This window comes from Collinsella aerofaciens (genome assembly GCF_015546965.1).
In the GTDB taxonomy this organism is placed as follows: Bacteria; Actinomycetota; Coriobacteriia; order Coriobacteriales; family Coriobacteriaceae; genus Collinsella; species Collinsella aerofaciens_X.
Genome location: NZ_JADMUF010000007.1, coordinates 45750 through 72604 on the forward strand (window position 1 = coordinate 45750; position 26855 = coordinate 72604).

The 26855-nt window shown below is 60.9% G+C and carries 25 protein-coding genes and 2 tRNA genes; 6 read left to right on the forward strand and 21 right to left on the reverse strand.

Features of this window, described 5'->3' with window-relative positions; translation table 11 throughout:
- The gene (gene cobM / locus I1M21_RS06040; RefSeq protein WP_195192849.1) at positions 1–792 is read right to left on the reverse strand and encodes a precorrin-4 C(11)-methyltransferase; all 792 of its coding nucleotides are present in this window, start codon (positions 790–792) and stop codon (positions 1–3) included.
- 457 nt (positions 793–1249) lie between these two features.
- Between cobM and I1M21_RS06045 the strand changes: the two genes are divergently transcribed.
- The 5 genes from I1M21_RS06045 (at position 1250) to I1M21_RS06065 (ending at position 6653) form a co-directional block, all read left to right on the forward strand.
- Positions 1250–2176, forward strand: coding sequence for a sirohydrochlorin cobaltochelatase (locus I1M21_RS06045; protein ID WP_022094564.1), 927 nt, complete (start codon positions 1250–1252; stop codon positions 2174–2176).
- 140 nt (positions 2177–2316) lie between these two features.
- The gene (locus tag I1M21_RS06050; RefSeq protein WP_195192850.1) at positions 2317–2850 is read left to right on the forward strand and encodes a hypothetical protein; all 534 of its coding nucleotides are present in this window, start codon (positions 2317–2319) and stop codon (positions 2848–2850) included.
- A 4-nt stretch (positions 2851–2854) separates the two neighbouring features.
- Positions 2855–4426, forward strand: coding sequence for an ABC transporter substrate-binding protein (locus tag I1M21_RS06055; RefSeq protein ID WP_195192851.1), 1572 nt, complete (start codon positions 2855–2857; stop codon positions 4424–4426).
- 22 nt (positions 4427–4448) lie between these two features.
- Positions 4449–5471, forward strand: coding sequence for a FecCD family ABC transporter permease (locus I1M21_RS06060; RefSeq protein ID WP_195192852.1), 1023 nt, complete (start codon positions 4449–4451; stop codon positions 5469–5471).
- The gene (locus tag I1M21_RS06065) at positions 5472–6653 is read left to right on the forward strand and encodes an ABC transporter ATP-binding protein (RefSeq protein ID WP_229025646.1); all 1182 of its coding nucleotides are present in this window, start codon (positions 5472–5474) and stop codon (positions 6651–6653) included.
- Between the two features lie 112 nt (positions 6654–6765).
- Here I1M21_RS06065 and I1M21_RS06070 read toward each other — a convergent pair whose 3' ends face one another.
- From I1M21_RS06070 to I1M21_RS06115, 10 genes are all read right to left on the reverse strand, one after another.
- Positions 6766–7377 carry a TetR/AcrR family transcriptional regulator gene (locus I1M21_RS06070; RefSeq protein ID WP_157757975.1) on the reverse strand — a complete coding sequence of 204 codons (612 nt, stop codon included), beginning with the start codon at positions 7375–7377 and terminating at the stop codon, positions 6766–6768.
- Positions 7378–7493: 116 nt separating this feature from the next.
- Positions 7494–8801: a lysylphosphatidylglycerol synthase transmembrane domain-containing protein gene (locus I1M21_RS06075; RefSeq protein WP_195192853.1), complete on the reverse strand. Its 1308-nt coding sequence runs from the start codon at positions 8799–8801 to the stop codon at positions 7494–7496.
- 150 nt (positions 8802–8951) lie between these two features.
- Positions 8952–9028: transfer RNA gene (locus I1M21_RS06080), tRNA-Glu, on the reverse strand.
- A 21-nt stretch (positions 9029–9049) separates the two neighbouring features.
- Positions 9050–9126: transfer RNA gene (locus tag I1M21_RS06085), tRNA-Glu, on the reverse strand.
- A 127-nt stretch (positions 9127–9253) separates the two neighbouring features.
- Positions 9254–10648 (reverse strand): CCA tRNA nucleotidyltransferase, encoded by a 1395-nt coding sequence (locus I1M21_RS06090; protein WP_195192854.1) that lies wholly within the window; start codon positions 10646–10648, stop codon positions 9254–9256.
- Between the two features lie 195 nt (positions 10649–10843).
- Positions 10844–11776, reverse strand: coding sequence for a 1-phosphofructokinase family hexose kinase (locus I1M21_RS06095; RefSeq protein ID WP_195192855.1), 933 nt, complete (start codon positions 11774–11776; stop codon positions 10844–10846).
- 188 nt (positions 11777–11964) lie between these two features.
- Entirely contained in the window at positions 11965–12897 is a 933-nt protein-coding gene (locus I1M21_RS06100; protein WP_006233969.1) for a 1-phosphofructokinase family hexose kinase, read from the reverse strand.
- 74 nt (positions 12898–12971) lie between these two features.
- On the reverse strand, positions 12972–14675 hold the full coding sequence (gene ptsP / locus I1M21_RS06105; RefSeq protein WP_195192856.1) for a phosphoenolpyruvate--protein phosphotransferase: 1704 nt from the start codon (positions 14673–14675) through the stop codon (positions 12972–12974).
- A gap of 132 nt (positions 14676–14807) precedes the next feature.
- The gene (locus tag I1M21_RS06110; RefSeq protein ID WP_022094575.1) at positions 14808–15071 is read right to left on the reverse strand and encodes an HPr family phosphocarrier protein; all 264 of its coding nucleotides are present in this window, start codon (positions 15069–15071) and stop codon (positions 14808–14810) included.
- 417 nt (positions 15072–15488) lie between these two features.
- The gene (locus tag I1M21_RS06115; RefSeq protein WP_195192857.1) at positions 15489–17498 is read right to left on the reverse strand and encodes a fructose-specific PTS transporter subunit EIIC; all 2010 of its coding nucleotides are present in this window, start codon (positions 17496–17498) and stop codon (positions 15489–15491) included.
- A 271-nt stretch (positions 17499–17769) separates the two neighbouring features.
- Here I1M21_RS06115 and I1M21_RS06120 point away from each other — a divergent pair, with 271 nt between their 5' ends.
- Positions 17770–18627 (forward strand): MurR/RpiR family transcriptional regulator, encoded by an 858-nt coding sequence (locus I1M21_RS06120; protein WP_229025647.1) that lies wholly within the window; start codon positions 17770–17772, stop codon positions 18625–18627.
- 59 nt (positions 18628–18686) lie between these two features.
- Here the strand turns inward: I1M21_RS06120 and I1M21_RS06125 are convergent, their stop codons facing one another.
- The 10 genes from I1M21_RS06125 to I1M21_RS06170 form a co-directional block, all read right to left on the reverse strand.
- Positions 18687–20315 carry a DNA repair protein RecN gene (locus tag I1M21_RS06125; RefSeq protein ID WP_195192918.1) on the reverse strand — a complete coding sequence of 543 codons (1629 nt, stop codon included), beginning with the start codon at positions 20313–20315 and terminating at the stop codon, positions 18687–18689.
- Positions 20305–21165 carry an NAD(+)/NADH kinase gene (locus I1M21_RS06130; protein WP_195192859.1) on the reverse strand — a complete coding sequence of 287 codons (861 nt, stop codon included), beginning with the start codon at positions 21163–21165 and terminating at the stop codon, positions 20305–20307. The genes I1M21_RS06125 and I1M21_RS06130 overlap by 11 nt, the downstream gene beginning before the upstream one ends.
- Complete coding sequence (locus I1M21_RS06135; RefSeq protein WP_195192919.1) at positions 21162–21965, reverse strand: TlyA family RNA methyltransferase; 804 nt, start codon at positions 21963–21965, stop codon at positions 21162–21164. Before I1M21_RS06135 ends, I1M21_RS06130 begins: the two co-directional genes overlap by 4 nt.
- Before the next feature lie 35 nt (positions 21966–22000).
- Entirely contained in the window at positions 22001–22240 is a 240-nt protein-coding gene (locus I1M21_RS06140; RefSeq protein ID WP_195192860.1) for an exodeoxyribonuclease VII small subunit, read from the reverse strand.
- 2 nt (positions 22241–22242) lie between these two features.
- Positions 22243–22830, reverse strand: a complete 588-nt coding sequence (gene nusB, locus I1M21_RS06145; RefSeq protein WP_195192861.1) for a transcription antitermination factor NusB — start codon at positions 22828–22830, stop codon at positions 22243–22245.
- A 3-nt stretch (positions 22831–22833) separates the two neighbouring features.
- Entirely contained in the window at positions 22834–23196 is a 363-nt protein-coding gene (locus tag I1M21_RS06150; RefSeq protein ID WP_055250450.1) for an Asp23/Gls24 family envelope stress response protein, read from the reverse strand.
- Between the two features lie 24 nt (positions 23197–23220).
- A complete protein-coding gene (efp, locus tag I1M21_RS06155) occupies positions 23221–23784 on the reverse strand; it encodes an elongation factor P (protein WP_195192862.1) in 564 nt (187 codons plus the stop codon).
- A 160-nt stretch (positions 23785–23944) separates the two neighbouring features.
- Entirely contained in the window at positions 23945–25075 is a 1131-nt protein-coding gene (locus I1M21_RS06160; protein ID WP_195192863.1) for a M24 family metallopeptidase, read from the reverse strand.
- Positions 25076–25207: 132 nt separating this feature from the next.
- Complete coding sequence (locus tag I1M21_RS06165) at positions 25208–26317, reverse strand: hypothetical protein (RefSeq protein ID WP_195192864.1); 1110 nt, start codon at positions 26315–26317, stop codon at positions 25208–25210.
- Entirely contained in the window at positions 26314–26847 is a 534-nt protein-coding gene (locus I1M21_RS06170) for a shikimate kinase (protein ID WP_138374852.1), read from the reverse strand. The genes I1M21_RS06165 and I1M21_RS06170 overlap by 4 nt, the downstream gene beginning before the upstream one ends.
- Positions 26848–26855: the final 8 nt, after the last annotated feature.

Here is a 26855-nt window from a genome sequence, read left to right on the forward strand (position 1 = left end):
CTAGCTGCTCGCCTTCCGATATCCCGTGGCAAACGAAGGGTCGTAAAGCTTGCTGCGCTCGTACGACTCCGCTTGCGCGCCGTCGTGCGCAAGCCCGCCGCGAGCTCCGAGCACGCGGCCCACCACCACGAGCGCCGTGCGGTCGATGCCCTCTCGCGCGCCCGCATCGGCGAGCGTGCCCACTGTGCAGCGCACCACGCGCTCCTCAGGCCAGGTCGCCTTGTACACGAGCGCCGCCGGCTCGTCGGAGCTGCGGCCCGCGGCCAAAAGCTCGGCGGAAAGCTCGGCGAGCATACCCGAGCTCAGGAAGATGACCATAGTCGAGCCGCTTTCCGCCATGGTGCGTATGCCCTCGCCCGCGGGCATGGGGGTACGTCCGGAAAGCCGCGTGATCACGACCGACTGGCTGATTCCCGGCAGCGTGTATTCCTGGCGAAGCGCCGCCGCGGCACCGCAAAAGCTCGACACGCCGGGCACCACCTCGTAGTCCACGCCGCGCGCGTCGAGCGCGTCCATCTGCTCCTGGATGGCGCCGTACAGGCACGGGTCGCCCGTGTGCAGGCGCACCACTTCCTCGCCCCGCGCATCTGCCGCGCACATCACGTCGAGCACTTCCTCCAAGGTCATGTGCGCGCTGTCGTAGACGACGCAGGATTCCTTGCACTCGGCGAGTAGCTCGGGGTTCACAAGGCTCCCCGCCCAAACGACCACGTCGGCCGCGCGCAGAAGGCGCGCCCCGCGCAGCGTGATAAGGTCGGCGGCGCCCGAGCCTGCGCCAACGATATGAATCATCCGAGCCTTCCCTTCCCGTTTCTCATCGCAACCGTTTACGCCGCCATTCGCGCAGCGGACAAAACACGGCGCATGCGGCGGCAATCGGCGCAAATACGCAGGCAGGAGGCGCAATGCTGCCCGCCCTGGCTTTGACACGTTCACAAGTGCCCACTATGATAGTAAAAGTTTCGGCAACGAGCATATGACAATCGGATAAAAGGAAATGACCGGCGCGGCGCCCGCACAGCCCGCGCTGGCTTGCGGAGGGAACCAGGTGGGAATCCTGGGCAAGGGACATTACTGTATAGGACGCGCGGGCGAACCGCCTCGCGCCCCAAGCCAGACTGCTTCGCCTTTTCCTCACGGCATCGCCGTGGCGTTAGCTCCTTGTGAACCCCGAGGGGTGCGCTTTTCTTTCGCTTGTGCCGACAAGCAACTGTCGCCGGGGGACCGGCAAACCGAGGAAAGGAAAACCATGTCCGACCAGATGTCACGCCGCGGCTTCATGGGCGCCGCAGCAACCGGAGCCGTCGCGCTCGCCGGAGTCGCGCTCGCGGGCTGCTCCAACACCTCCGCGAGTTCCGAGAAATCGAGTGAAAAGGAGAAGGCCGTGAAGCCGGTCATCCTCGTCACGAGCTTCGGCACGAGCTACAACGACTCGCGCCACATCACCATCGGCGCCATCGAAGACGCTATCCGCGAGAAGTACTGGCAGGACTACGACATCCGCCGCGCCTTCACCGCGCAGATCATCATCGACAAGCTGAAGAAGCGCGACGGCATCACGATCGACAACATGACCGAGGCGCTCGACCGCTGCGTGGAAGACGGCGTGAAGGAAATCGTCGTGCAGCCGACGCATCTCATGGGTGGCCTGGAATACACCGACGTGAAAGACGAGCTCGACAAGTACGCCGACAAGTTCGACAAAATCTCGCTCGGCGACCCGCTGCTCACCTCCGACGACGACTACAAGAAGGTGGCCGCAGCCATTAAGGAGAACATGGCGTCCTTCGACGACGGCAAGACGGCGCTGTGCCTCATGGGCCACGGCACCGAAGCCGATTCCAACGCCGACTATGCCAAGATGCAGGAAGTGTTTAAGAACGAGGGCTTAACGCAGTTCTTCGTCGGCACCGTCGAGGCTGAACCGACCTGCGAGGATGTTATCGCCGCCGCGAGCGCCGCAGGCTACAAGAAGGCCGTGCTCGCGCCGTTCATGGTGGTCGCGGGCGACCACGCGAACAACGACATGGCAGACGAGACCGACCCCGACAGCTGGGCTGCGAAGTTCGTGGCCGCCGGCTTCGAAGTGACGTGCCTGCTCCAGGGTCTGGGACAGAACGTCGCGGTCGACGACATCTACGTCTCGCACGTGGACGACGCCATCGCCAAGCTGTAAACTCGCCGCGCACGGGGGCGCCGGTCGCGTCCCCGTGCAACGGGCATGCGCCTTCCCCGACTGACGGCGCATGCCCGTTGCATTCGCATCCCGCCCACCGCACGGCGCGGGCGGTCGAAGCGATTGAAAGGAACCCCTCCATGTTGAAGAAAACCCTCGCCTTCGCCCTGTCGGCGGCGCTTTTCGCGTTCTCGCTCGCCGGCTGCGGCGGCAATTCAATCGACAACGCAAAGACAAGCGATGCCGATTCCCAGGAAAAGACCGAACAGGCGGCCGATGCGCCCGAGGGCGCAAGCACTGCCCCCATCACCGCCGACAAAGTGGCCGACGGCACCTATCCGATCACTGTAGATTCCAGCTCGAACATGTTCAGGATTGTGGACGCCCAGCTCATCGTGGAAAACGGCTCCATGCACTGCGTGATGACACTTTCCGGCACGGGCTACGGCAAGCTCTTCATGGGCACGGGCGACGAGGCTGCCGCCGCAAGCGAGGCCGACTTCATCCCCTATGTGGAAAACGCGGAAGGCAAGTACACCTACGACGTGCCCGTTGATGCGCTCGACGAGGACACCGCCTGCGCCGCGTGGAGCATTAGAAGGGAGCGGTGGTACGACCGCACGCTCGTATTCGAATCCGCTGGCGTCGATCTGCGCGCCGACGCACTGAAGTAACGCCATGCGGTCGATTCTTCCCAAGGGGGAAAACAGGAAGCGCCGCAGCATCGCAGCGCGCGCGATCGCCTACGTTCTCGTCGCCCTGCTCGCGCTTCCCTTCGCGGGGTGCAGTGCGAGTCCGAACGCGACCGGTGGCACGGCGGGCTCTCAGGAATACACTGTGAGCGTCTCGCTTTCCGGCGGGTCAGGGCGCGCAAGCATCGCCTCACCAACCACAATTGTGAAGGATGGCGACTCCTACACCGCGACCATCACCTGGTCGAGTTCGAACTACGACAAGATGACCGTCGACGGCGTGGACTACGCGCCCGTAAACGACGGCGGCAACTCCACGTTCGAGATACCCGTCACGCTCGACGAGGACATAGCCGTGTCGGCCGAGACCGTCGCCATGTCGACGCCGCACACCATCGACTACACGCTCCACTTCGACTCATCCACCATGAAGGAGAAATCGAGCGACGATGCAAGCGGCGGTTCCCCCGCGGGAACGGCTTCAAGCGCCGCGGCCGACTTCCACAACGCCGATTTGGGCTGCGGCTGGGAGCCGACGGGGGCGCTTCAGCTTGAATACGCCAAGCACTTCACTGTCGACGAGTTCGAAGGCGGCTTGCGGCTTATCTGCGTTTCGAACGGGGAGCGCTTCCTCGTGGTGCCGCAAGATGCGAAGGTACCTGATGGGTTGAGCTCCGACATCGCGGTCATAAGGCGCCCCGCCGACAAGGTGTACCTCGTGTCGTCGGCGACGATGTGCCTGGTCGACGCGCTCGATGCGAACGACAATATCATCATGTCAGGCACGAAGGCCGACGATTGCTCGGTCGCGGGCTTCAAAAGTGCGCTCGAAAGTGGGGCGATCGCCTACGGCGGCAAGTACAGCGCGCCCGACTACGAGCGAATATCGGCCTCGGGCTGCACGCTCGCCATCGAGAACACCATGATCAACCACACGCCCGATGTGAAGGAAAAGCTGCAGAAGCTCGGGCTCGTCGTGCTCACCGAACAGTCGTCGAGCGAGCCCGAAGCACTCGGGCGCGTCGAGTGGATTAAGCTTTTCGGCGTCCTGTTCGACAAGGAAGACGAGGCCGCGCACCTGTTCAACGAGCAGAAGGCCCGCGTCGAGCAAACGTCGGGGCTCGCGTCGTCAGGTAAAACCGTGGCGTATTTCTACATTAACTCGAACGGGGCCGCCGTCACGCGGCGGGCGGGCGACTACGTGGCGCAGATGATCGAGCTTGCAGGCGGCAGCTACGCGCTCGATGACGCGCAGACGGCGTCGACGTCAGGTTCGTCAGTAACGCTCGAAATGGAGCGCTTCTACGCGACGGCGAAGGATGCCGACATCATCGTCTACAACGGCACCATCGACGAATCGGTTGCCACCTTGAACGACTTCGTAGGCAAAAACGCACTATTGTCGCAGTTCAAAGCCGTGAAGAACGGCAACGTCTGGGTCACAAGCGCCGACATGTACCAGCAGATGACTTCTACCGCCGACATTATCGACGAGCTGCACGGGGCGTTCACCGGCGATGACGCGAGCGACTTCCATTATCTGAGAAAGCTCGGCTAGCGCCATGAGAAGCCGACTTTCCATGGCATACGACGAATCGGGGCGCGCCGCGCGGTGTCGCGTCGTGACGGCGCTGCTCGCTGTTGCCCTCATCGTGCTCGTCGGGGCCAACCTGTGCATCGGGAGCGTGCTCGTGCCCGCAGACCACATCCCCGGCATCCTTTCGGGCGGCGCGGCCAATTCCATGGAAAGCCAGGTCATCTGGGAGATTCGCCTTCCGCGCGTGCTTTCAGCCGTGCTTCTCGGCGGAGCACTTTCGCTTTCCGGGTTCCTGCTGCAAACGTTTTTTAACAACCCCATCGCCGACCCGTTCATCTTGGGCGTCTCCTCGGGCGCAAAGTTCGTCGTCGCGCTTACGATGATCGTACTTCTGGGCGCGAACCAGGCCATGTCCTCGCCGGCCATGGTGGCCGCAGCGTTTCTGGGCTCGCTTATCACCATCGGCTTCGTGCTCCTCATCGCACGGCGCATAAGTTCCATGGCCATGCTCATCGTGGCAGGCGTCATGGTGGGATACATCTGCTCGGCGGCGACGAACTTTCTCATCGCCTTCGCCGACGACCAGTCCATCGTGAACCTGCACAACTGGTCTTTAGGTAGCTTCTCGGGTTCGAGCTGGGACGACGTCGCGGTCATCGCGGTCGTGGTGATCACCGTGAGCGCATGCGTATTCGCGATATCGAAGCCCCTTTCCGCCTTCCAGCTGGGAGAAGCCTACGCGAAAAGCGTCGGAGTGAACGTCGCACGCTTCCGCGTGGTGCTCGTCTTACTAGCGAGCATGCTCTCCGCCTGCGTGACCGCGTTCGCTGGTCCGGTATCGTTCGTAGGCATCGCGGTTCCACATCTCGTGAAGTCGGCGCTGAAGTCGTCGAAGCCCATCCGCGTGATTCCTGCGTGCTTCTTGGGAGGCGCCATCTTCTGCGCGGGCTGCGATTTGATCGCGCGCACACTGTTCTCTCCCGTCGAGCTTTCCATTAGCGCCGTCACCGCTATCTTTGGCGCGCCGGCGGTTATCGCACTCATGTTGAAGAAGCGGGTGAGGTAGATGGGGAAATTCGTGCCGCGGCCCAAAACGCAGACTGACGGAGCGCCGCTTTTCCGCATAAGCGACCTGTCGGCGGGCTACGACAAGAAGGTCGTAGTCGAAGGCGTCGATCTGGAGGTTCGCGCGGGCGACGTCGTGGCGCTCATCGGGCCGAACGGCTCGGGCAAGTCGACCATCTTGAAAACCATCACACGCCATCTGGCACCGCTTGCCGGCGCGGTCGAGCTCGACGGGCGAGAGATTTCCCGATGGAAGACGGCGGAGTTCGCAAGGAACCTTGCCGTTATGCTGACAGATCGCCCCCGGACCGAGCTCCTCACCTGCCGCGATATCGTAGAGGCGGGAAGGCATCCCTACACCGGGCGAATGGGCACACTCACGCCTGACGACCATAATCGGGTCGATGAGGCCATGAAAACCGCGCATGTGGAAGAGCTCGCCGAGCGCGACTTCATGCAGATAAGCGACGGGCAACGCCAGCGCGTCATGCTCGCACGCGCCATCGCGCAGGATCCGCGTGTGCTCGTGCTCGACGAGCCCACGTCGTATCTCGATATCCGCTACCAGATCGACCTGCTGCGAATACTTCGCCACCTTGCGAAATCGCGGAATGTGGCTGTCATCATGTCCATCCACGAACTCGAGCTCGCGCAGAAAAGCGCCGACAAGGTGATTTGCGTGAAGGACGGCCGGGTCTTCAGCGCCGGCGCACCCGAGGACATATTCACGCGCGAGACGATTGGCGAGCTCTACGGCCTTCAACATGGCACCTTCAACGAGCGCTTCGGCAGCGTGGAAATTGGGCGCCCGCACGGCGATGCGCACACGTTCGTCATCGCCGGCGCAGGTACGGGGTCAGCTGTGTTTCGCCAGCTCATCCGGCAGGGCAAGGCGTTCTACGCGGGCGTTCTGCACGAAGGGGACATCGACTGCGAGCTCGCGCGCGACCTGGCGACGGAATGCGTGGCCGAGCGCGCCTTTGAGCCGATCGGGGATAAAACCATAGCCCGCGCCAAAGAGCTCCTCGTCCACTGCGCGCGCCTTATCGTGTGCCCCGCCGCCTTCGGCACCATAAACGCCCGCAACGCAGAGCTCGTCGAGTTCGCACGCTCGCATGGTATCGAGGTCATGCGAGCGTGCGAAGGCGCATCGGAGGATTCCAAATTGGAGTGGGAAGGATAAACTGGACTTTCTTTTAGGGATCCTCAGGCTACAGCTCCTACGTCGGCGAGGTCTACAAGGCGCCGGAGAACCTCGTGAACAGGTATTTCCACGCCGACGAGCCCAACTAGGCCTAATCCAAGCGAGATTCCAGACTCGACAGACCATTGAGAGTCAGATCGTTGGCGACCTCAGAGACACGCTCGATAGGAACCGAGCCGTCAGACAGTGCCCACGTGCGATAGATACCGATAATGCCCGACAGCAAAAACGCCAGATAGTAGTCGAACATCTCGTCCTTGAGACCTTGGGGCAGCAGATCGCGCTCGGCAATCTCGTGTTCGAGCGGCGCACGAAGACGAGCCATGAAATCATCGAGCGGAATATTCTCGATCAACTGACGATTGAGCACCAAGTTGTTGCACAGCGCCTCGTTAACGGTTTTAAAGAAGGTCGCCGCCGCGCCAAGAGCGCGCTCGTTGGTGTCACCGTCCATGGAAGCAAGCGTTTTCTCGACCGAGTCGACAATCATCTCCACCACATCGACGGCAATGGCATCGAGCAGGCCGTCAACCGTGCCAAAGTGAACGTAAAAGGTCTTGCGGTCGACATTGGCCTCGCGCGCGATGGCACTCACCGTAATGTCTGCCAGCGGCTTTTCCATGAGCAGGCGCTCGAAAGCAGAAAGGATGGCATTGCGGCTGCGAACGATGCGGCGGTCAAGACGCGGTTTGCTGGTTGCCATGGGCGTGTCCCTTCGATATGCGAGCATTCATCAACAGATGAGAGATAATCTACGTAAGAGGATTATCCCCCATACGGCACAAATATGCCCCGCGTCATGAAGAACGCACGACTGCCCTACTGCGACTTAGGATGCTTCTTCTTATTGAGTGCCGACGGAGATACGCGAATACCATCGCCTGTCTGACGCACATAGGCTTTATGAGCCGGCTTAGCGGCCCCAGAAGCCTTCTGAGCGTGCTTCTTGGGATCAACGGTAACAGCATTCGTGGGGTGCGGCTTCGCGGCCACAGAGGGTATCTGAGGCGTGCGGCCGAGCTTGCGCATCACGCGATCCCAGCGCGCATGGATGCTCTCGTTGTGGGCGCTCTTAAGTCCCAGCAGGGGCGCAGCCAAAATGGTCGGCGCAATAAACGTAATGAGGCGCCACAGCAGATAACCGGCGGTCGAAGCCGACCCAAAGAAATGACCCAGAAACAGTGCGAAGCCGCCCTCGGCACCGCCGGTACCACCGGGCAAGGGGACCGCAGAGCTCAGCAACTGGACAAAGGCGCTCGCGGCCATGACCGAAAAAAAGTCGACCTCGTGGTGGCCAAAGGCAAGCATCAGGAAATACGGAACCAGATAGAAAAACGCGAGCTGCAGCATGGTAATAAACACGGTGAGCAGCATGGAAGAAAAATGTCCGGCCGAAAGCTTGAACTTCTCGGAGAAGGAGTAGATCTCGCCATCGACAAACGTGCGCCATCCCTCGATCTTAGTGGCCGAGACACCAATGCGCTCAAGCCAATTGATGATGCAATGGACAACGCGCGTGACGGTCTTAGGCATGAGCGCGACGGCGAAGATGCCCAGCAAGATGCAGCAGTGCCCACCAAAGCTAAAGACGCACAGCAGCGTCATGTCGCCATAGCGCTCGGCAAAAAACGGCATGCGAGCAAGCAGTAGGATAGCGCCCCAGGCAACGAGGCCAAACTGGTACACGATAAAGCGTGTGAACTGCGTGGCGCCAGCCTCGCCGACATTTTGGCCCGCCTTGGTCAGACGGTAGATCTGGGCGGGAGTCGATCCCATCATCATAGGCGTGAGGTTGCCAAAGAAGATGCCACTCGCCTCGACCGAGATCAGGTCGCGAATGCCGACGGGTGAATTGGGGTCGAGCCAGACAGCGATCGCATAGGCCACAATGCCAAAGAACAGATACATGAACATGCAAAGACACGCGACAAAGAGCCAAGGCGCCTGGACGCTCGACATTGCGGCCCAGAACTGCCCCATCTGCCCGGTTACCACCAGATAGACGATATAACCCACCAGCACGACGCCGATAAAGATGGCGCCGCGGCGTGCGCTCTTATTGTCATCGCCGCCCGAGGCCTCAACCTCGACCTGGGGCTTAAACGTATGCTGAGAGGACTCCGTCATGAGGCTCCTTCTAACAGTCAAAATTTCTTGGATATTGTACCCGTAAGGGCCATAAGCAGAACGCAAAGCTCTGGTACAAACGGGAATTGCAGACGGCTGTTTGATAATAAAAAACCCGGACTTCCGTGGGAAGACCGGGTATCAGATGCGTGGTAGCCCGTACCAGATTCGAACTGGTGATCTCCGCCTTGAGAGGGCGGCGTCCTAAACCGCTAGACGAACGGGCCATAAGCCTCAGCAGAAAAGAATGGTAGCCCGTACCAGATTCGAACTGGTGATCTCCGCCTTGAGAGGGCGGCGTCCTAAACCGCTAGACGAACGGGCCACATGACATCTGCACTGCCGTGCTGCGAGGAAATATATTACGGGACAAAAAACGTCAGCGCAAGAAGAAATTCCAAATTGCCGAAAAATTGTCGGCAGGTTATGGAACACGCAGGTAAACTGGGTAGCTAATTCAAGTTGAGATGGACCAAAAGAGCTTCGCGCTCGTTGGGAATGTTGTCTTCGATCACGGCATCGAAGGCGGCGTTGAGTAGCTGGCCTAGCTCGGGTCCCGGCTTCACACCGGCGTGGATCAGGTCGCCGCCGTTGATGGCGAGCATCTTGAGCGTATAGGGCTCCCCCGCCTCCAGTAGCTCGTGCGCCATCGCGCGCATCTCCTCGATCGTCTCTACGTAATAGAAGCACGACGGGGCCTTGCCGAGCGTATCGGCACGCTTAAGATCCATGAGCTCGTCCATCAAACGCGGCGTGTCGACGCCCTCGCCCGAAAGCGCGCGCATCATATTGAGCAGGCAGGAGCGCTCTGGGCGCAGCGGCTTGTCGTGATATTTGATGAGCAGGCACACGTCGCGCACCAGGTCGTGCGAGAGCGCCAGGCGATCCATAATGACGCGCGCTTTCTTGGCGCCGAGCTCGGGATGACCGTAGAAGTGTCCGCTGCCGGCGTGATCGACCGTGAAGCACTCGGGCTTGGACACATCGTGCAAAAACGCTGCCCACATAAGGCTCGACGAGGGCGCGACGCCGTCACACAGCGCGAGCTCCCCTGCCACCGTCAGCACACGGGCGATATGCTCGTAAACGTTAAACGCATGATAGACACTTCGCTGATCAAAGCCGCGACCCGCTGCCAGCTCAGGCACAGAGGCACAGATGAGCTCGGGGTAGCGCAGCATCGCGTCTCCCCCATGACCGGTCGAAAGAATGCCCTCAAGCTCAATACCCACACGCTCGCGCGCCACGGCGTCGAGCAGCGGCGCGCACTCGGCAAGCGCGCGCTTAGTCTCGGGCTCAATCATAAAGTCCAGGCGGCAGGCAAAGCGCACCGCACGCAACATGCGCAGGGCGTCCTCGTTAAAGCGACGCTTGGGATCGCCGACAGCGCGAATCAGCTTGCGCTCCAAGTCACCCTGGCCGTCGTAGCGGTCGACAAGCCCGCGCTCGGGATGCCAGGCCATAGCGTTGACGGTAAAGTCGCGGCGCGCCAGATCGTCCTCAAGCGAGGCGGCACGTTCCACACTCTGGGGATGGCGACCATCGGTGTAAAAGCCATCCAGACGGTACGTGGTGACCTCGATACGCTCGCCATCGGAAATAGCCGTGATGCCGCCAAATTTAATGCCCGACTCCACGACCGCGATACCAGCGGCCTCGAGCGCCGCCTTGGACTCCTGCCACAGGCCGCTACAGCACATATCAACATCGTGGCTGGGGCAACCCATCAGGGCGTCGCGCACCCAACCGCCCACGTACCAAGCCTCAAGACCAGCTGCCTCAAGCGCGCGCAGGACGCGCAGGGACGCATCGGACGGTTGAGTACCGTTGAGCGAAACATTGCACATGCCTATGGCCTCCTGCACTTGTGAGCGTTAATCGATAGTTCTCAAGAAGTCTAACAAGAAACGAGAAAGCGCGCACACGCAATCGCGTCGTCGATTAGATAAAACGAGACAGCAGACGCCACATACGTTCAGCGAGCAAAAAACACCCGCCTCGGAGATCCAAAGCGGGTGTTCGGCAACGATGTAACGATGCGGTTAGCAGACCTGGCGAACCTCGATGTGCTTCTTATATTCGTCCACCTTGGCAAAATCGCCCAGACCGGGGCACTCGACCACGTTGGCGCCGGTGGCCATCGAAAGACGCAAGGCATCCTCAACACGCTCGGGGGCGTCGTGCCACACGGACAGGAAGGCGGCCAGCGAGGAATCGCCGGCGCAGACGGTCGACAGCAGCTTGACGTCGAAGGTGCGGTTGGCAAACCAGATATGCTCGCCGTTGGAGAAGTACGCACCGGCGCCACCGAGGGTCAGCAGCACGTTCTTGGCGCCCTTGGCGTGCAGCTCGGCCATCGCGCCCTTGACGGACTCGTCGTCGCCACCGCTCACCTTAATGCCAAAGATGTCGAGCAGCTCATCGTCATTGGGCTTGATCAGCAGCGGCTCCATGGCAATGAGGTCTGCCAGCTGATGGCTCGAGATGTCGAGGACGAACTCGGCCCCCTTGGCCTTGACGCGGCGCAGGACCTCGGCCAAGAAGCCCTCGGAAGTGTTGGGAGGCAGCGAGCCGCTGATGACCAGGCAGGTCATGTCATCGAGCGAATCGATGAGCTCAAACATCTCCCGCTCGTTGGCCTCGTTGATGGCGGCACCGGCGTTGACCATGTTGTACTCGGTGTCGGGGCCGGCGTTGAGGAACACATTGACGCGCGTAATGCCGTCGGTCCACACGGGCTTGACGGGCACGCCCAGGGCCTCGGCGCCCTTAACGATAAACTCGCCCGAGAAACCGGCGAAAAAGCCCAGGATCGTGGTGTCGACGCCGTAGTGGTCAAGCGTAAACGAGACGTTGAGGCCCTTGCCGTTGGGCGTGTAGACCGCGTTGCGGGTACGCGTGACGGTGTTGGCAGCAAGACCGTCGCAGGCGATGTTGTAGTCAATGGCGGGATTTGCAGTGAGCGTGTAAATCATGAATGTTCCTTTCACGAAGCAACGTGTTAATGAAAGTATATTCCACGCATCGGTAAAAGGCTAGGACAACTCGGTGAACGGTGTGGAAGCGATGAAGTACGGCGGAACACCTCTCCCCCGTGGCGGAACAAAAAGGCGCCCCAGCCGAAACCGGGGCGCCACATGCGCACGAATATGTCGCGTTTCGATTACTGACGATCGAGCTTGCGGACAGCAACGCGCTTGCTGTACTCGTCGACGTGACCGAAGTCGCCGATGCCGACGGACTCAGCAACGTTGGCGCCGGTGGCCATAGCGAGCTTCATGGCCTCCTCGACGTTGTCGCGATCCCTGTACCACTTGTGCAGGAACGCAGCGAGGGTGCAGTCGCCGGCGCAGACGGAAGAAACCAGCTTGATGTTGAACTCACGCTTGGCGTACCAGATGTCCTCGCCGTTGGAGAAGTAAGCGTCGCCGCGGCTACCACGGGTGAGCAGCACGTTCTGAACGCCAGCGTCGTGAGCCATCTTCATGGCAACGCGGACCTCGTCGTCGGTGTCGACCGGCACGCCGAAGATGGCCTTCATCTCGTGATGGTTCGGCTTGATGAGCAGCGGCTTCTTGTGAGCGAGCTCCTTGAGCTTGTCGGAGGACAGGTCCAGGACGACGTCGGCGCCACGAGCCTGAGCGTGCTCCATGACCTGAGCCAGGAAGTCGGGCGTAGCTTTGGGAGGCACGGAGCCGGAAACAATCAGGCACTCGAGATCGCCCGCGGTGTCCAGAATGTTGTAGAGCTCCTCCTGGTGCTGCGGCGTGATCGGAGCACCCGGGTTCAGGATGCCGTACTCGTGCTGGCCATCGTTGACGTAGGTGTTAATGCGCGTGATACCGTCGGTCCAGACCGGGCGGCAGAGGCAACCCAGGTTCATGACCTCCTCGACGATGAACTTGCCCGTGAAGCCAGCAAAGAAGCCGAGTGCGACGGTGTCAACGCCCATCTTCTTAAAGGCGAAGGACACGTCGAGGCCCTTGCCGTTAGCCGTGTAGCTGGCCGAGCCGGTGCGGACGTTCTCATCGGGCTCGAGCGGAGAGCTCGAAACCGTCATGTCGACAGCCGGGTTAGCGGTTAGCGTGTAGAACATTTACAGTACCCCCTGTATATGTGAGGGCCGCGTGGCCGGCCCATTCCAACCACGCGGTTACCTCTGATACCAAATTAGCGAGCTGCGGACTCGAGCAGTGCCTTGACCTCGGCGGCGGTGTTGCAGGCGAGTGCCTTCTCGGCGAGCTCGTCGCACTCGGCCTTGGTCCACTGGCTGATGGTCTTGCGGGCGCGCAGGATCGACGGAGCGCTCATCGAGAACTCCTCCAGGCCCCAGCTGATCAGCAGCGGCTCGAGCAGCGGATCGGCAGCGGCCTCGCCGCACATGCCGACCATGATACCGGCCTTCACACCGCTCTCGATGATGTTCTTGAGCGAGCGAAGCACGGCGGGATAGTAAACCTGGTACAGGTTGGAGATGGTGTCGTTGCCACGGTCGGCGCACATGGTGTAGCCGATCAGGTCGTTGGTGCCGATGGAGAAGAAGTCGGCGACCTCGGCCAGGCGGTCAGCGAGCAGAGACGCGGCAGGCGTCTCGACCATGATACCGACCTCAATGTTCTCGTTGAACTTGCGGCCCTCTTCGGTCAGCTCTGCCTTGCACTGCTCGACGAGCTCCTTGACAGCAAGGACCTCCTCGACGCAGGTAACGAGCGGGATCATGATCTTGACGTCACCAAAGGCGCTGGCGCGCAGCAGGGCGCGGAGCTGGACCTTGTACTGGTCGGGATTGGCCAGGCAGTAACGCACGGCGCGGAAGCCCATGAAGGGGTTCTCTTCCTTGACCATGTGCAGGTACGGGATCTCCTTGTCGCCACCCACGTCGAGCGTACGGATGATGACCGGAGCACCCTTGAGCGCACTGGCGACCTTGCGGTAGGCGTTGAACTGCTCCTCCTCGGAAGGAAGCTCAGCGGAGTCCATGAACAGGAACTCGGAGCGGAACAGGCCGATGGCCTCGGCGTCGTGATCGAGCGCGTTGGGCACGTCATCGGGGTTACCGATGTTGCAGGCGATGATCTTCTTGATACCATCGGCAGTCACGGACGGCTTGCCACGGAAGGCCTCGAGGGCTGCCTTCTCGGCAGCGAAGGCCTCGGCCTTGGCGGTGTAGGCGGCGAGCGTCTCCTCGTCGGGATCGGCCTCAACGACACCCTTGCCACCGTCGACGACAACGGTCATGCCGTTGCGCAGTGCGGTGCAGCTGTTGGAAACCGAAAGGACAGCCGGGATCTCGAGGGCGCGCGCGATGATCGCGGAGTGCGACGTGCGGCCACCGGTCTCGGTGACGATACCGGCAACGTGCGCCTTATCGATCGTGGCGGTCATGGACGGCGTGAGGTCGTGCACGACAACGACGGTATTCTCGGGCAGGACGGAGAGGTCGACGACCTCCTTGCCCAGCAGCTCGGCCAGAATACCGGTGCGGATATCGGCGATGTCGGCCGCACGCAGACGGAACATCTCGTCGTCCATGGACAGGAACATGTTCTCGAACATGGTCGAGGTGTCCATGAGCGCCTGCTCGGCGCAGGTGCCGCCGTCAATGGCGGCGTTGATGGCGTCGGTCATGCCCGGATCCTGAGCCAGGACGATGTGTCCGCTCATGATCTCGGCCTCGGCCTCGCCCACCGTCTCCTTCATGTGGTCGGCCTGAGCCTGGGTCTTCTCGCAGAAGACCGAAAGAGCGGCCTGATAGCGCTCTTTCTCGGCTGCCGCATCGGCAACCGCGTGCGGCTCAAACGTCAAGTCGGGATCGACGGCGACCATGACGGTGCCGATTCCGATTCCCTCGGATGCGTTGACTCCCTGATACATTCCCATTCCTCTCTCCGTGTCATGTGATAAAGCGTTTTGCCATATCCATGACAAAAGAGCGCAGTTACCCTTAACAGGTCACTGCGCCCCCAAATATGAACTTAATTGTTCAACATGCGACCCGTTTGAGTTCTACTCGCCAAGACCGCTCTTGATGAGCTCGATGGCAGCAGCCAGAGCCTCGGCCTCGTCAGCGCCGTCGCACTTGACCTCGACCTCGGTACCACAGGGGATACCAGCAGCCATGAGGGCCATCGGAGACTTGCCGTTGACCTCCTTCTCGGGGGTGACGACAGTCACGTCGCAGGCGTACTTGCCCATGGTGGAGGCGAAGAGGCCAGCCGGACGCATGTGAAGACCCTGCGGATTGACGAGGGTAGCCTTCTCAGAAACCATAATTGACTCCTTTTTTGTGTTTAACCCCTGTCATGCATGCGGCAGGAGTCAGATTCACGACGTTGTTTATATTAACTCACATCAAACGGTTTTTCATTGTGTTTCACACGAATTGTTGGACAGATGTCGTATCCCTGCGCCCGCCCGGCGGGCGAGCTGCGGAAACTCGGTCGGTCCAGAGCAATATCGGCGGAACGGAATTCTGGCTGAGAATATGTTCGCGACAAAGACTCAATAGGCAGTTCCCTCTATGCCCTTCTGGAAGTTGCGGTGAAATAGGGACTGATTTTGCAGTTGAAACGTTTAAACAGTCCCTATTTCACCGCACCTTACAGAAGGGAATGAAAAAAAGGCGGGGGCCCCGAGTGGAGTCCTCGCCTTTGTTACAGGGGGCGATGTTATTCGCGTACCGTGGAATTAGACCAGGCGGGCATTGATCGTCTTGGCGATCTCGGCGGCGTCGGTGGAACCCTTGACGGTGGCACGGAAGTCCTCGTCCATGAGCGCCTCGGCGACCTTGGACAGGATCTTGAGGTGCGTGGTACCAGCCTGGGCACCGGGGATGAGCAGGGCGATAGCCACGTTGACGGGAGCGCCGTCCATGGTGTCCCAACCGGTGACACCGGACTCGTCCTTGACGACGATAACGGCGGCCTCGTTGATGGCATCGGACTTGGCATGCGGAATGGCGAAGCCCTCCATCATGCCCGTGGTGCCCTCGGACTCGCGGGCCAGGAAGGCGTTCATCACGGCATCGGCGTCGCTAGCGACACCGGCCTTGACAGCCTGGTTGGAGACAAAGCTCAGAGCCTCGTCGCGAGAAGCGAAGTCCTCGGCGACAAAAACGTTCTCGACCTTCACGAAGTCAGCAGCCTCGGCCTTGGGAGCCTCGACGGCAGCGGCCTTAGGAGCCTCGACCGGCTTGGCAGGAGCGGCAGGAGCAGCCTTCTGATTCTTCTCGAAGTCATACTTCTTGAAGGCCACGAACAGGATGCCACCGACCACGGCGCTGATGAGGATCGCGAGGACCCACAGCGGACCGTTCTCGACAACGGGCAGGACCAGGAAGCCACCGTGGGGCGCCGGATCGTGAACGTTGAACATGATGGTCAGGATCGAAGCGATGGAGGAACCGAGCATCATGATGGGCATGACGGGCCAGATGTTCTTGGTCATGAACGGAATGGCGCCCTCGGTGATGTGGGTGCAACCAAGGATGAGGTTGACGATACCGGCGTCATGATCCTCCTGGCTGAAGTACTTCTTGCCGACGACGACGGCGAAGGTGGTGATCAGCGGCGGAACGATGCAGGCGGCGGAGACGGCAGCCATGAAGTTGGTGCCGAAGTTGTAGGTGTCGGTGCCGACACCGGCGGCCAAGGCCTCGGTAAGCATAGCGGTACCGGTGACGTAGGCAGCCTTGTTGACCGGGCCGCCCATGTCAACGGCGCACATGCAGCCGATGGCAAGACCCAAGACGATGGCGCCAGAAGCGGACAGACCCTTGAGGAAGTCCATCATGGCGGTGTTGATGGCAGCCATGGGGCCGGAGATGCCGAGCATCACGAGGCCGACGATGGCAGTCGAGAACAGCGGGTACAGGAAGATTGCCTTGAGGCCGTCCAGGTTCTTGGGCAGACCGGCAAAGACCTTCTCGAGCAGCAGGATGACATAACCAGCGAGGAAGCCGCCGACGATGCCGCCCAGGAAGCCGAAGCCCACGCCAGCGCCGCCAGCGTCGATCATACCGGTCTCGGCGTTAACGGGCAGGCCCTGAATGGCGATCATACCGGCGACGAAGCCGGGGACGAGCGCCGGGCGCTTGCCGATGGACTCGGCGATGTAGGCGGAAAGCACGGGAACCATGAGGTTCATGGCAATGCCGCCGATGATCTTGAGCATAGCGGCGAAGGTGTTGTAGTCAGACGCCGTCGAATCGAAGGACGTGATGCCCCACAGGAACGAAAGAGCGGTCAGAACACCACCGGCGACGACGAAGACCAGCATGTGGCTGACGCCGTTCATGAGGTGCTTGTAGATAATGTGGCCGACGGACTCCTTCTCCTCGACCTCGTCCTCGACATCGGCGGCGGCGGCAACCGAGTCGTCGCCCGTGGCGCGGAGCGCGCGGTCAATCAGCTTGCCAGCGGCCTCGACGGACAGGGCCTTGGAAACACCAACGGAAACCATGGGCTTACCGGCGAAACGCTCCGCCTGGACATCCTTATCGGCTGCGACGACGACGGCCTTGGCACCGGCGATCTCACCCTTCGTGAGCTCGTTCTCGACACCGACCTGGCCATGGGTCTCGACCTTAATGGTCAGACCGCGCTCGGCAGCTGCCTTCTCCAGCGCCTCCTTCGCCATGAAGGTGTGCGCGATACCGGTCGGGCAACCGGTGGCGGCGATGATGTCAAACTTAGCCATGTGTCCCTCTTCTTGAGTTCTGCGCCCGCGGGCGCTCCCCTACACGCGCCTCGTGGCGCGCTTTTCCACAACTGAAAGATACCAACCCACCGCTTGCGTGAGAAGAGACAAGTTGCAATTCTCCGGTGAAAGGTTCTTTCACGACCGTAAACGGTCGATGAAAGTTTACCATCAACGCTTGAAACGGCAAGGTGTATCTTGTACTTGAAAATGCCCGTATACTATGGCATTGAAAAACAAGTCCGATTTTCACGCCAACCAGGAGCCATACATGACCGACGGCAGCAAGAGCGCGCTCTCCCTCATTAGCACCCACAAGGGATACAGCGAATCCGAGCAGCGCATTGTCGACTATATTCTGGAGCACCAGTCCGAAGCGCCGCGTTTGACGGCCGCGCAGCTTTCGCGCGCCGCCGCTACGTCCGAGGCGACCGTTTCGCGCTTCTGCCGCAAACTGGGCTTTGGTAGCTTCCGCAGCTTTCAGTTTTCGTTGGCGAGGGATTTGGAAAGCCAGCGCAACGAGGGCCTGACCGACGAGGTCTCGCTCGACAATATGGAGCAGAGCCTCAAGAACATCCTGGCTGCCAAGGTAAGCGAGCTTAATGCGACCATCGACGGAATCGACCACGATACGCTGGCGGCTGTTGTGCATGCCTTTAAGCATGCAGGGGTTATTGAGTTTGCAGCTGTGGGCAATACGAACGCGGTCGCGCTCGATGCGACGTTTAAGTTTTCGCAGCTGGGCCTGCGCTGCATGGCGAGCACCATTAGCGAGACATCAATCGGCTTTGCGCTCACGTTGCGCCCAGGTGACGTCATCGTGCTAATCTCAAACTCCGGCAAATCGCGCCGACTGAATCGCATGGCAAAAGCGGCTCGCAACTGCGGCGCAACCGTAGTCGTCATCAGCAGCGACAGCAAATCCCCGCTCGCTCGTCTGGCAGACTACACCTTTAATACCGTCAACCACGAAGCGCTGCTGACGACGGGCGACTTTGCGTTCTCTAAGATCAGCGCCACGATGATCATCGAAGTCATCTACAACTTCCTGCTGCCCGAAATCGAGGACGCGCGCGAGCATATCAGCTACTACGAGGAGCTCATCCAGCCGGATAAGGTCGTGGAGTAAAACGCGTAGTGGGACAAAAATTTCAGTCTATTTTGTCCCACCAACACCGCTGATACGACCTAACCTCGAGCTTCTTCGAGCATCTGCTTTGCGTGGGCCAAGCTTGCCTCGGACTGATCGCCGCTCAGCATGCGGGCAATCTCGGCAGTACGCACTTCGCCGGTTACCTCGTCCAAATGCGTCTGGGGGACTTCGCCCGGTTCCTTGCTGACAACATAATGCTTGTCGGCCATGACGGCGACCTGCGCCAAGTGGGTTACGACAATCACCTGATGCGTAGCGGCGAGATCTGCCAGCACGCCCGCGAGTGCACGCGCCGTGGAGCCACCGACACCGGCATCGACCTCGTCAAACACCAGCGTATCGACACCATCCGCGTTACCGAGGACAACCTTGCTTGCCAGCATGACGCGGCTGAGCTCGCCGCCCGACGCAATGCGGCGCAGGGGGCGTGGCGTCAATCCGGCACCACTGCGATACAAAAGCTCGTAGCTCGAAGGGCCCGCCGGCGTCCACTCGGCACGCGGAAGATCGCGCGACTCCCAAACGAGCTCGGCGCCGCCCATCTCCAGGCGCGCCATCTGACGGCCAACCTCATGACAAAAACGAGGAGCTGCCATATTTCGCGCACGCTTAAGCGCCTTGGCGGCGGCGAACAGTTCGCGCTCCGCCGCGCCAAGCGCTTCGCGCGCCCTCTTGATCTGCTCATCACCATCGTCTACCAGCGACAGCAGCTCTTGTGAGCGGTCGCGCATGGCAAAGACATCATCCATGGTGGGCCCCCACTGACGCAGCAGGCCCTTAAGATCGGAATAGCGTTCGCGCATACGTGCCAGCTCGCGCGGATCGAAGGCGACCCCATCGCGATAGGCGCGCAGCTCGTTGGCACAATCCTCGAGTGAGATGCAGGCATCCGAAAGCGCATCGGCAATGTCGCCCAGCTTGCGATCGACGGCAGCCATGCGGGAAAGCTCCGCCACGGCACTGTTCACGGCATCGAGCGCTCCCCCTTCGGCAGCAAGCGACGCATGGGCATCGTTGGCCGTGGCCACCAGCACCTCGGCATGCTCGGATCGAGGCAGCAGTTCCTCGAGCTCCTCATACTCACCCGGCTTGGGGTCGACCTCGGCGATGCGCTCCAGGGCGAAGCGCGCCTCCTCGACGCGACTCCCCTGCGCACGCGAGGCCTCCTCGACGCGACGGACCTCCTTAGCGGCCGCGCGCGAGGCTTTATAGCAAGCGCGGTAGTGCTCAAGCGCCTCGAGCGCCGGGCGCCCTGCCCAGGCATCGACCATGGCAACATGGTGTGCCGGGTCGAGCAGACGCTGGTGCTCGTGCTGGCCGCAAAGATCCATCATCACACCGACGCGCTCCGAAAGTTCGCGCACGCTGGCAATGCGGCCGTCAATTTTTACGCGGCTGCGGCCCTCGGCAGAAAGGCTGCGCTGCACGGTGAAGCCCTCCGTGTCGTGCGGGCCGTCAAACAGACGCGCCTCGACGCTGGCAAGCGTCTCGCCCTCGCGCACCGTCGACGAATCCGCGCGCTCGCCCAAAATGAGCTTGAGCGCCGAGAGCAGCGCGGTCTTACCGGCGCCGGTTTCTCCGGTCAGAACCGTTAGACCCGCGCTCGGAACCAACGTCGCCTCACGAATGAGCGCAATGTTGGAAACCTGCAGCTCATCGATCATGACGCACTCCATAGAACACGCGGCTCACCGAGTTATAGAAACTCTCGGGGCCGTAATCCAGCAGCAGCACATCGCCGGGACCGCGACGCACAGACACGCTCTCGACCGTGCCATCGCAGGTAATAAATTGTCCATCGATAGCGATCGCCGGAACGCTCGGGCGATCATCGGACATAAAGATCTCGACGACATCGCTCGGCGAGGTCAAAAAGGCGCGAGCCTGAATGGTATGCGGAGCGATGGGCACACAGACCATACCCGTGTAATCGGGGCTGACGATGGGGCCGCCGGCGGAAAGCGCGTAGCCGGTGGAGCCAGTCGCCGTCGATACAACCACGCCGTCGCCACGCAGGCGGTCGATATGATGGCCGGAAACCGTGATGTCAAACTCGACCATATCGGACAGGGGGCCGCGCGTGAGCGCCATGTCGTTAAGGGCGAAGGTGCGCACGACATCCTGCGTACCGTCTTCGCGCACGGACACGATATCCGCGGCGATGGTGGCGCGACGGCTCACGTGCAGCTCGCCGGAAAGGGCGTCGCTCACGACCTTAAGAATGTCGCGCTCCTCGGGGCTCGCAGCAGTTAAAAAGCCCAGGTGACCATAGGAAAGACCGAGGATAGGAATCTCGCGATGGTTGAGGATGCGGGCAGCACGCAGCAGCGTGCCGTCGCCGCCGAGCGTAATGACCAGATCGGAGCCGTCAATATCAGGCGTACTTTGAATCTTCGATCGCTGGTCGGCAGCCCATGCGACCTCATAGCCCTGGCGCGTCAGCCAAAGCTCGAGCATCAGGCCGCTCTCGACCGCCTCTTGCTTGTAGTAATTGGGAACCAGAAAGACCTTCATAGCGTTGCAGCTTTCTCGCTCAAAACCGATATCTGGGATTGCAGCTCATCGTCGGCACGTTCACCGGGGGCAAATCTCGTGCCGTACAGGAAAAACTCAACGTTTCCCTTGGCACCATGAATGGGCGACACGCACACATCGACCGGGAACAGCCCCTTGGAGGCAAAGAGTTCAACTGCCGAAACGAGTGTATCGCGGCGCACGGCGGGATCGGTCACAATGCCGCCCTCGCCCACCAGCGCCGCCGGAGCCTCGAACTGCGGCTTTACGAGCGTGCAGAATGCACCCGTAGGCGCCAGGCACGCCAGCACCGCATCGATAATGTTCGCGATGCTGGTAAACGAGACATCGCACACGGCCAGATCGATAGCACCGCCGTAGCCGAGCTCGGGCAACTGCGTCACATTCGTGCGCTCGTGGAGCGTCACACGATCGTCTTGGCGCAGCGACCAGTCGAACTGGGCACGGCCCACGTCGACCGAGACAACGGTCGCGGCACCACGCTTGAGCAGGCAATCGGTGAAGCCACCCGTGGAGCAGCCCACATCGAGGCAAGCAAGGTCCGTCGGATCAATCCCGAACGCGTCAAGCGCACCCTCGAGCTTAAGACCGCCGCGCCCAACGTACGGAATGCGCCCCTTCACGTGCAGCGGCAGGCCCGGGGTCACCTTAAGGCCCGGCGAAGTCAAGCGCTCGCCGCCACTCGAGACCAAGCCGGCCATAAGAGTGCGAAGGGCATCCGCGCGATCGGCGCAGATGCCCTGTGAAATCAGTTCGTCATCAAGACGCACGCGTTTCATGAATGCCATCAACCATTCGTATCCGGAGATGCGGCCTAGCTATCCTGGGATTCGTTTGCCACATCCTCATCGTATTCCTGCTCGAGCTTGTCGGCCTCTCGCGGCGTCAGCTCAAACTTGTCGACCATATCGACCGCGCGGGAGCCCAGCTCAATCGCTTCGTCAAACAGATCGAGTGAACGCTCCAAGGACGTATCCTTGGAGCGAACGGTAGCGATGATCTGATCCAGACGGTCCGAGATCTCATCAAAGTTGCGGACGGAACCCTCTGGCATGGCTACTCCTCGACGGAGTCGGCCTCGACGGCCTCAGCAGCGTCCGCATCCTCGGCCAGCACACCAGCCTCAGCCTGGGCAACCGCAACCTTAGCGGCAGCCTCGGCAGCCTGTGCCTCCTCGCGAGCACGATCCTCGGCCAGCAGCTCCTGGTATAGGTCCTCGCCCGGCAGCTCCTCGCTGCGAGCGATCTTACCCAGCACGCCGTTGACGAACGACGCGGACTGGTCGGTGCCATAGGCCTTGGCAAGCTCGACGGCCTCGTTGATCACGATGGCGTCAGAGACCTCCTCGTCGGTGAGGAAACGCATCTCGTAAACGGCGATACGCAGCAGGTTGCGGTCGGCGCCGGGCATGCGCGTAAGATCCCAGTTCTTGGCAACAGAGCGCAGAGCACAGTCGATGCGGTCGATATGCTCATAGGCACCGCGGCACAGCTCCAGCGCATAGGGGTCGAGGGGACCCTTCGAGATCAGGAAATCGCCCTCGAGGACGCGCTCGAGCGGGCTGTCCGTGGCCTCGGCCTGGAACAGAAGCTGAAGCGCCTGACTGCGGGCAAGCGTACGCCCGCGATAAACCTTAAGGCTCAAAGGTTACTCCTTGGGGAAAACGAGGCCGTCGATGCAAACGTCAACGCGCTCGACCTCAACGCCAACCTGGGCATCGATGGCGGCGACCACTGCGGCGCGAACGGCCTCGGCGAGTTTCTTGAACGGATAGCCAAAGAACACCACGACACGCACGGTGAGTGCGAGCTTGTCGCCGACGACCTCGGCCTCGACCGCCGGCTCGGAAGCCGGGGCCTTGGACGAGAGCATCATGGAGACAAGGTTGGTGGCAAGGTCCTTGACGCCCACGGAGGCGATGCCCTCGACATCCGTGACGGCGCGCGAGACGATGGCGGTCAGAACATCGGGCGAAATGCCGATGCCGTCAATCTTGATTTCCTGGGGCATGAGTCCTCCTAGAAAAATTGGTTGCTAGACGCGGGAGACGAACTTGCCGTCGCGGGTGTCAACCTTGATGACCTCACCCTCGTTGAGATACATGGGGACCTGGATGACAGCGCCGGTGTCGATGGTGGCCGGCTTGGTGGAACCCTGGACGGTGTCGCCCTTAAAGCCCGGGTCGGTCTGGACGATAGTGGTCTCGATGAACATAGGCGGGGTCACGCCCATGAGCTCATCGTCGGCGAAGAGCAGCTGGCAGATGTCGTTCTCGCGCAGCCACTTGGAGTTATCGCCCACCATGTCCTCGGGAACGGGAACCTGCTCGTAGGACTCATTGTCCATGAAGATGTAATCGGTGCCGTCGTTGTAGAGGTACTGGAACTCACGGGTGGTGAGCATGACGCTCTCGAACTTGGTGCCGGCGTTGCAGGTGTTCTCGACGACGCGGCCGCTCTTGATGTCGCGGGTCTTGTAGCGCACGAACGCGCCGCCCTTGCCCGGCTTGACATGCTGGAACTCGACGATGGTGTAGACCTTGTCCTTAATGCGGAGACCGAGGCCGTTCTTGAAGTCGGCGGTAGAAATGGTAGGCATAGCGACCTTTCTTGTTATGGGCAGAACGCACAAGCGTCCAAATTACATACGACCGAAATTATACACTTGCAGACGGCGCCTGCAGCGAGCGCATAAAAAGAGAACGCGGGACGCCCGAAACATTCCGGACGCCCCGCCCCAAACTATCTACCAAAGTAGATTAGCAATCGATGACGTGGAGGTCATGCGGGGTCTTGGTGAAGGGCTCGTAACCGTTCTCGGTGACGACGCCGTAGTCTTCCAAGCGCACGCCGCCCACGCCCGGCAGGTAGACGCCGGGCTCCATGGTAACAACCGAGCCGACCTCGATAATGTTCTTACTGCGGTTGAAGTTGGGCAGCTCGTGGATGTCGATGCCCACGCCGTGGCCCAGGCCATGGTTGTAGTAATCGCCATAACCGGCATCGCCGATGATCTGCTTGGAAAGCTTGAAAATGTCGTTGCCCTCGACGCCCGGATGGATGGCGGCGACGCACTCCTCGTGCGTGCGGCGCACGAGCGCGTAGAGGTCAAGCTGCTCCTGCGTGGGCTCGCCCATCACGACGGTACGCGTCATATCGGAACGATAGTCGCAGTAACCCGCGCCGTAATCCATGAGGACAAAATCGCCCTTCTCGATCACACGGTCGCTCGGCACGGCGTGCGGGTTGGCGGTATTGGGGCCGCTCGCCACGATGGAGCCGAAGGCCAGACTGTCGGCGCCGTTGGCGAACATAAAGTTCTCGAGCTCGTTGCGGACCTGCTTCTCGGTCATACCGGGCTTAATAAAGCCGAGCATGTGCTGGAAGGCGGCGTCGGTGATCGACTGCGCATGGCGCATGAGCTCGATCTCCTCGGCATCCTTGATGGCACGCATCTTGCGGATGTCATCATGCATCAGCGGAAGCATACAGGCGACGGAGCGATCCTCCAGGCCACGCTGGATGCCCTGATAGAAGTTGATCTGCATGTCGTCTTCGACGGCGCAGACGCGGCACTTGTTCGCAGCGATCTTGCCGGCGACCCACCCGGGGATGGTGCCCTCGTCCATGTCGTAAACCCAGGGGCTGCCGGCGGGCTTGTTCTCCTCAAAGCTGTTGAGATAGCGCGAGTCGGTATGGAACAGGCACTGGTCGGCCGTAATAAACGCCGCGTGCGGGAACTCGAAGGTGTAGTCGAAGACACCCTTAACGCCCGTAAGCCAACGAAGGTTGGCCTCGTCGCGCACCACGATGGCGTCGTAGCCACGCTCGGCCATCAGGGCACGGACACGCTCGATACGACCGGCAGGACCGGCAGCAAACTCAGACATGCAGATTCCTTTCTTGTTGTTTCTATATAGACGGGACGGGTCTCAACCGAACGACGGAATCACATGCGATCCGCAACCGATTGGAAACCCGCCCCTCAACATGATACGAAAGACGATGGAAGTCAATAAATCTTAGAGAAGTTCTTTGCGAGAAGCCAAGTAGGCGTGAGCATGGCGCTCAAGAACCTCGTCCTCGACGTTCGTTAGGCGAATGGCGCCGAGTGCCGCGGGCAGCGGCAACATGCTGCGGTTTGAGCGAGCGAACTGCTGCTTGCGGAACTCCTCGATAAACGCGGCGGGTTCCAAGTCGAAGGCAAGCTCCTCGATGCCAAAGTCCTCCAGGCAGTCATCGACCTCAAACACGTAGTCGATATCGAAGTCGCAGGCATCATGTGCTAGGCGCGCCTCAAAGCGCATGCCCTCGGACAACAGCTGGTAGGCAGGGACCTGCGAAGCGGCATCGCCCAAGCAGGCGCGCAGGGTACGCTCCCCCGTCTTGCCAAAATCGAGCGCATGGCGGGCGCTCGGGTTCGTGGCCGTCAGCACGTCCTTGCGGGCAGTCTGAGACCATTGAACGGCATTGACGAGTGCGACCTCCTCGCCCGCGAGAATCTCGGGGACGGTCTCAGTAAACTGATTCCAGCGGAACTTGCTGCTCGAAAGCATGGTGCCAACAAGTACCACATAGCCGAGCTTGAGGTCCTCGGGGTCCGCCTCGCGAACAAGGTCGAGGTCACACACAACCAAACCCGGTTCGGGACGGAACGCGATAGCGGGAAGGGCATTGGCCGTCGAGGCAATGAGCGGCTTCATGGTCGTCGCGACCGTGAGCATGGCGTCGAACGTCGTCGGCAGCAAGGCGCACTCAGTGCGACCGCACCACTGATTGGCGCACCAGCTAACAACCGAGCAGGTCGCGGCATCGCCAACGGCAATAACCAGGTCATCGCAGGTAATACCGTTAGCCGACAGGGCGCCAAAGACGGTATCGGCATCGGCCAGCGTGGCACCGAAAGCCGAAACCTCAAGGGGGAGCTGCGACACGGCAAAACCGGCGTCGACCAGCGCATGCTCGACGACCTCACCAAAACGCTCGGATGTGACATAGTTCCAAACCACCATCGCGCGCTTAGGCTTGCCCACAGCCGAGGCAAACATGCGCGACAGCTCATCGAACGCGCCCAATCCGACACGGACATCGACGCTGCGGTTTTGGAAATTGATCAGTTGGCGGCGAATCATAGCAGTCCACGCTCCAAAAGCATCTCGGCACAAAGGTAGGAAACGTCCTCGAAGGACTTGTTGCGAATATCAAGGGTAATATCGGCGGCCTGGCGATACAGCGGACGGCGATGCTCAAACAGGCGCGCAGCATGCTCGGGCGAGCGGAAATCGGGCCGCGTGTCGGACCGACGAATCTGGCGAATCGAATCCTCAAAGTCGCCCTCGAGGTACACGCACGTACCCATTTCGTGCATCAGCTCAATATTCACCGGCGTCTCGACAATGCCGCCTCCGCACGAAACCAACAGGCTGCGCTCACTTTGAAGCGAACGGAGCGCCGAGGTCTCGAGCTCGCGAAAACGATCCTCGCCCTCAGTCTCAAAAATCTCGGTTACCGACTTGCCGCAACGGCGAACGACCAGACGGTCAGTGTCGATAAAACGCCGCTTGAACATGGTGCCGACGTTGCGCGCGAGCGTCGATTTGCCCGCGCCCAAAAAGCCGATAAAGAAGATATGGTCGCAGCCGTGTTTGGTGTGCTGGGACATAGCGAGAC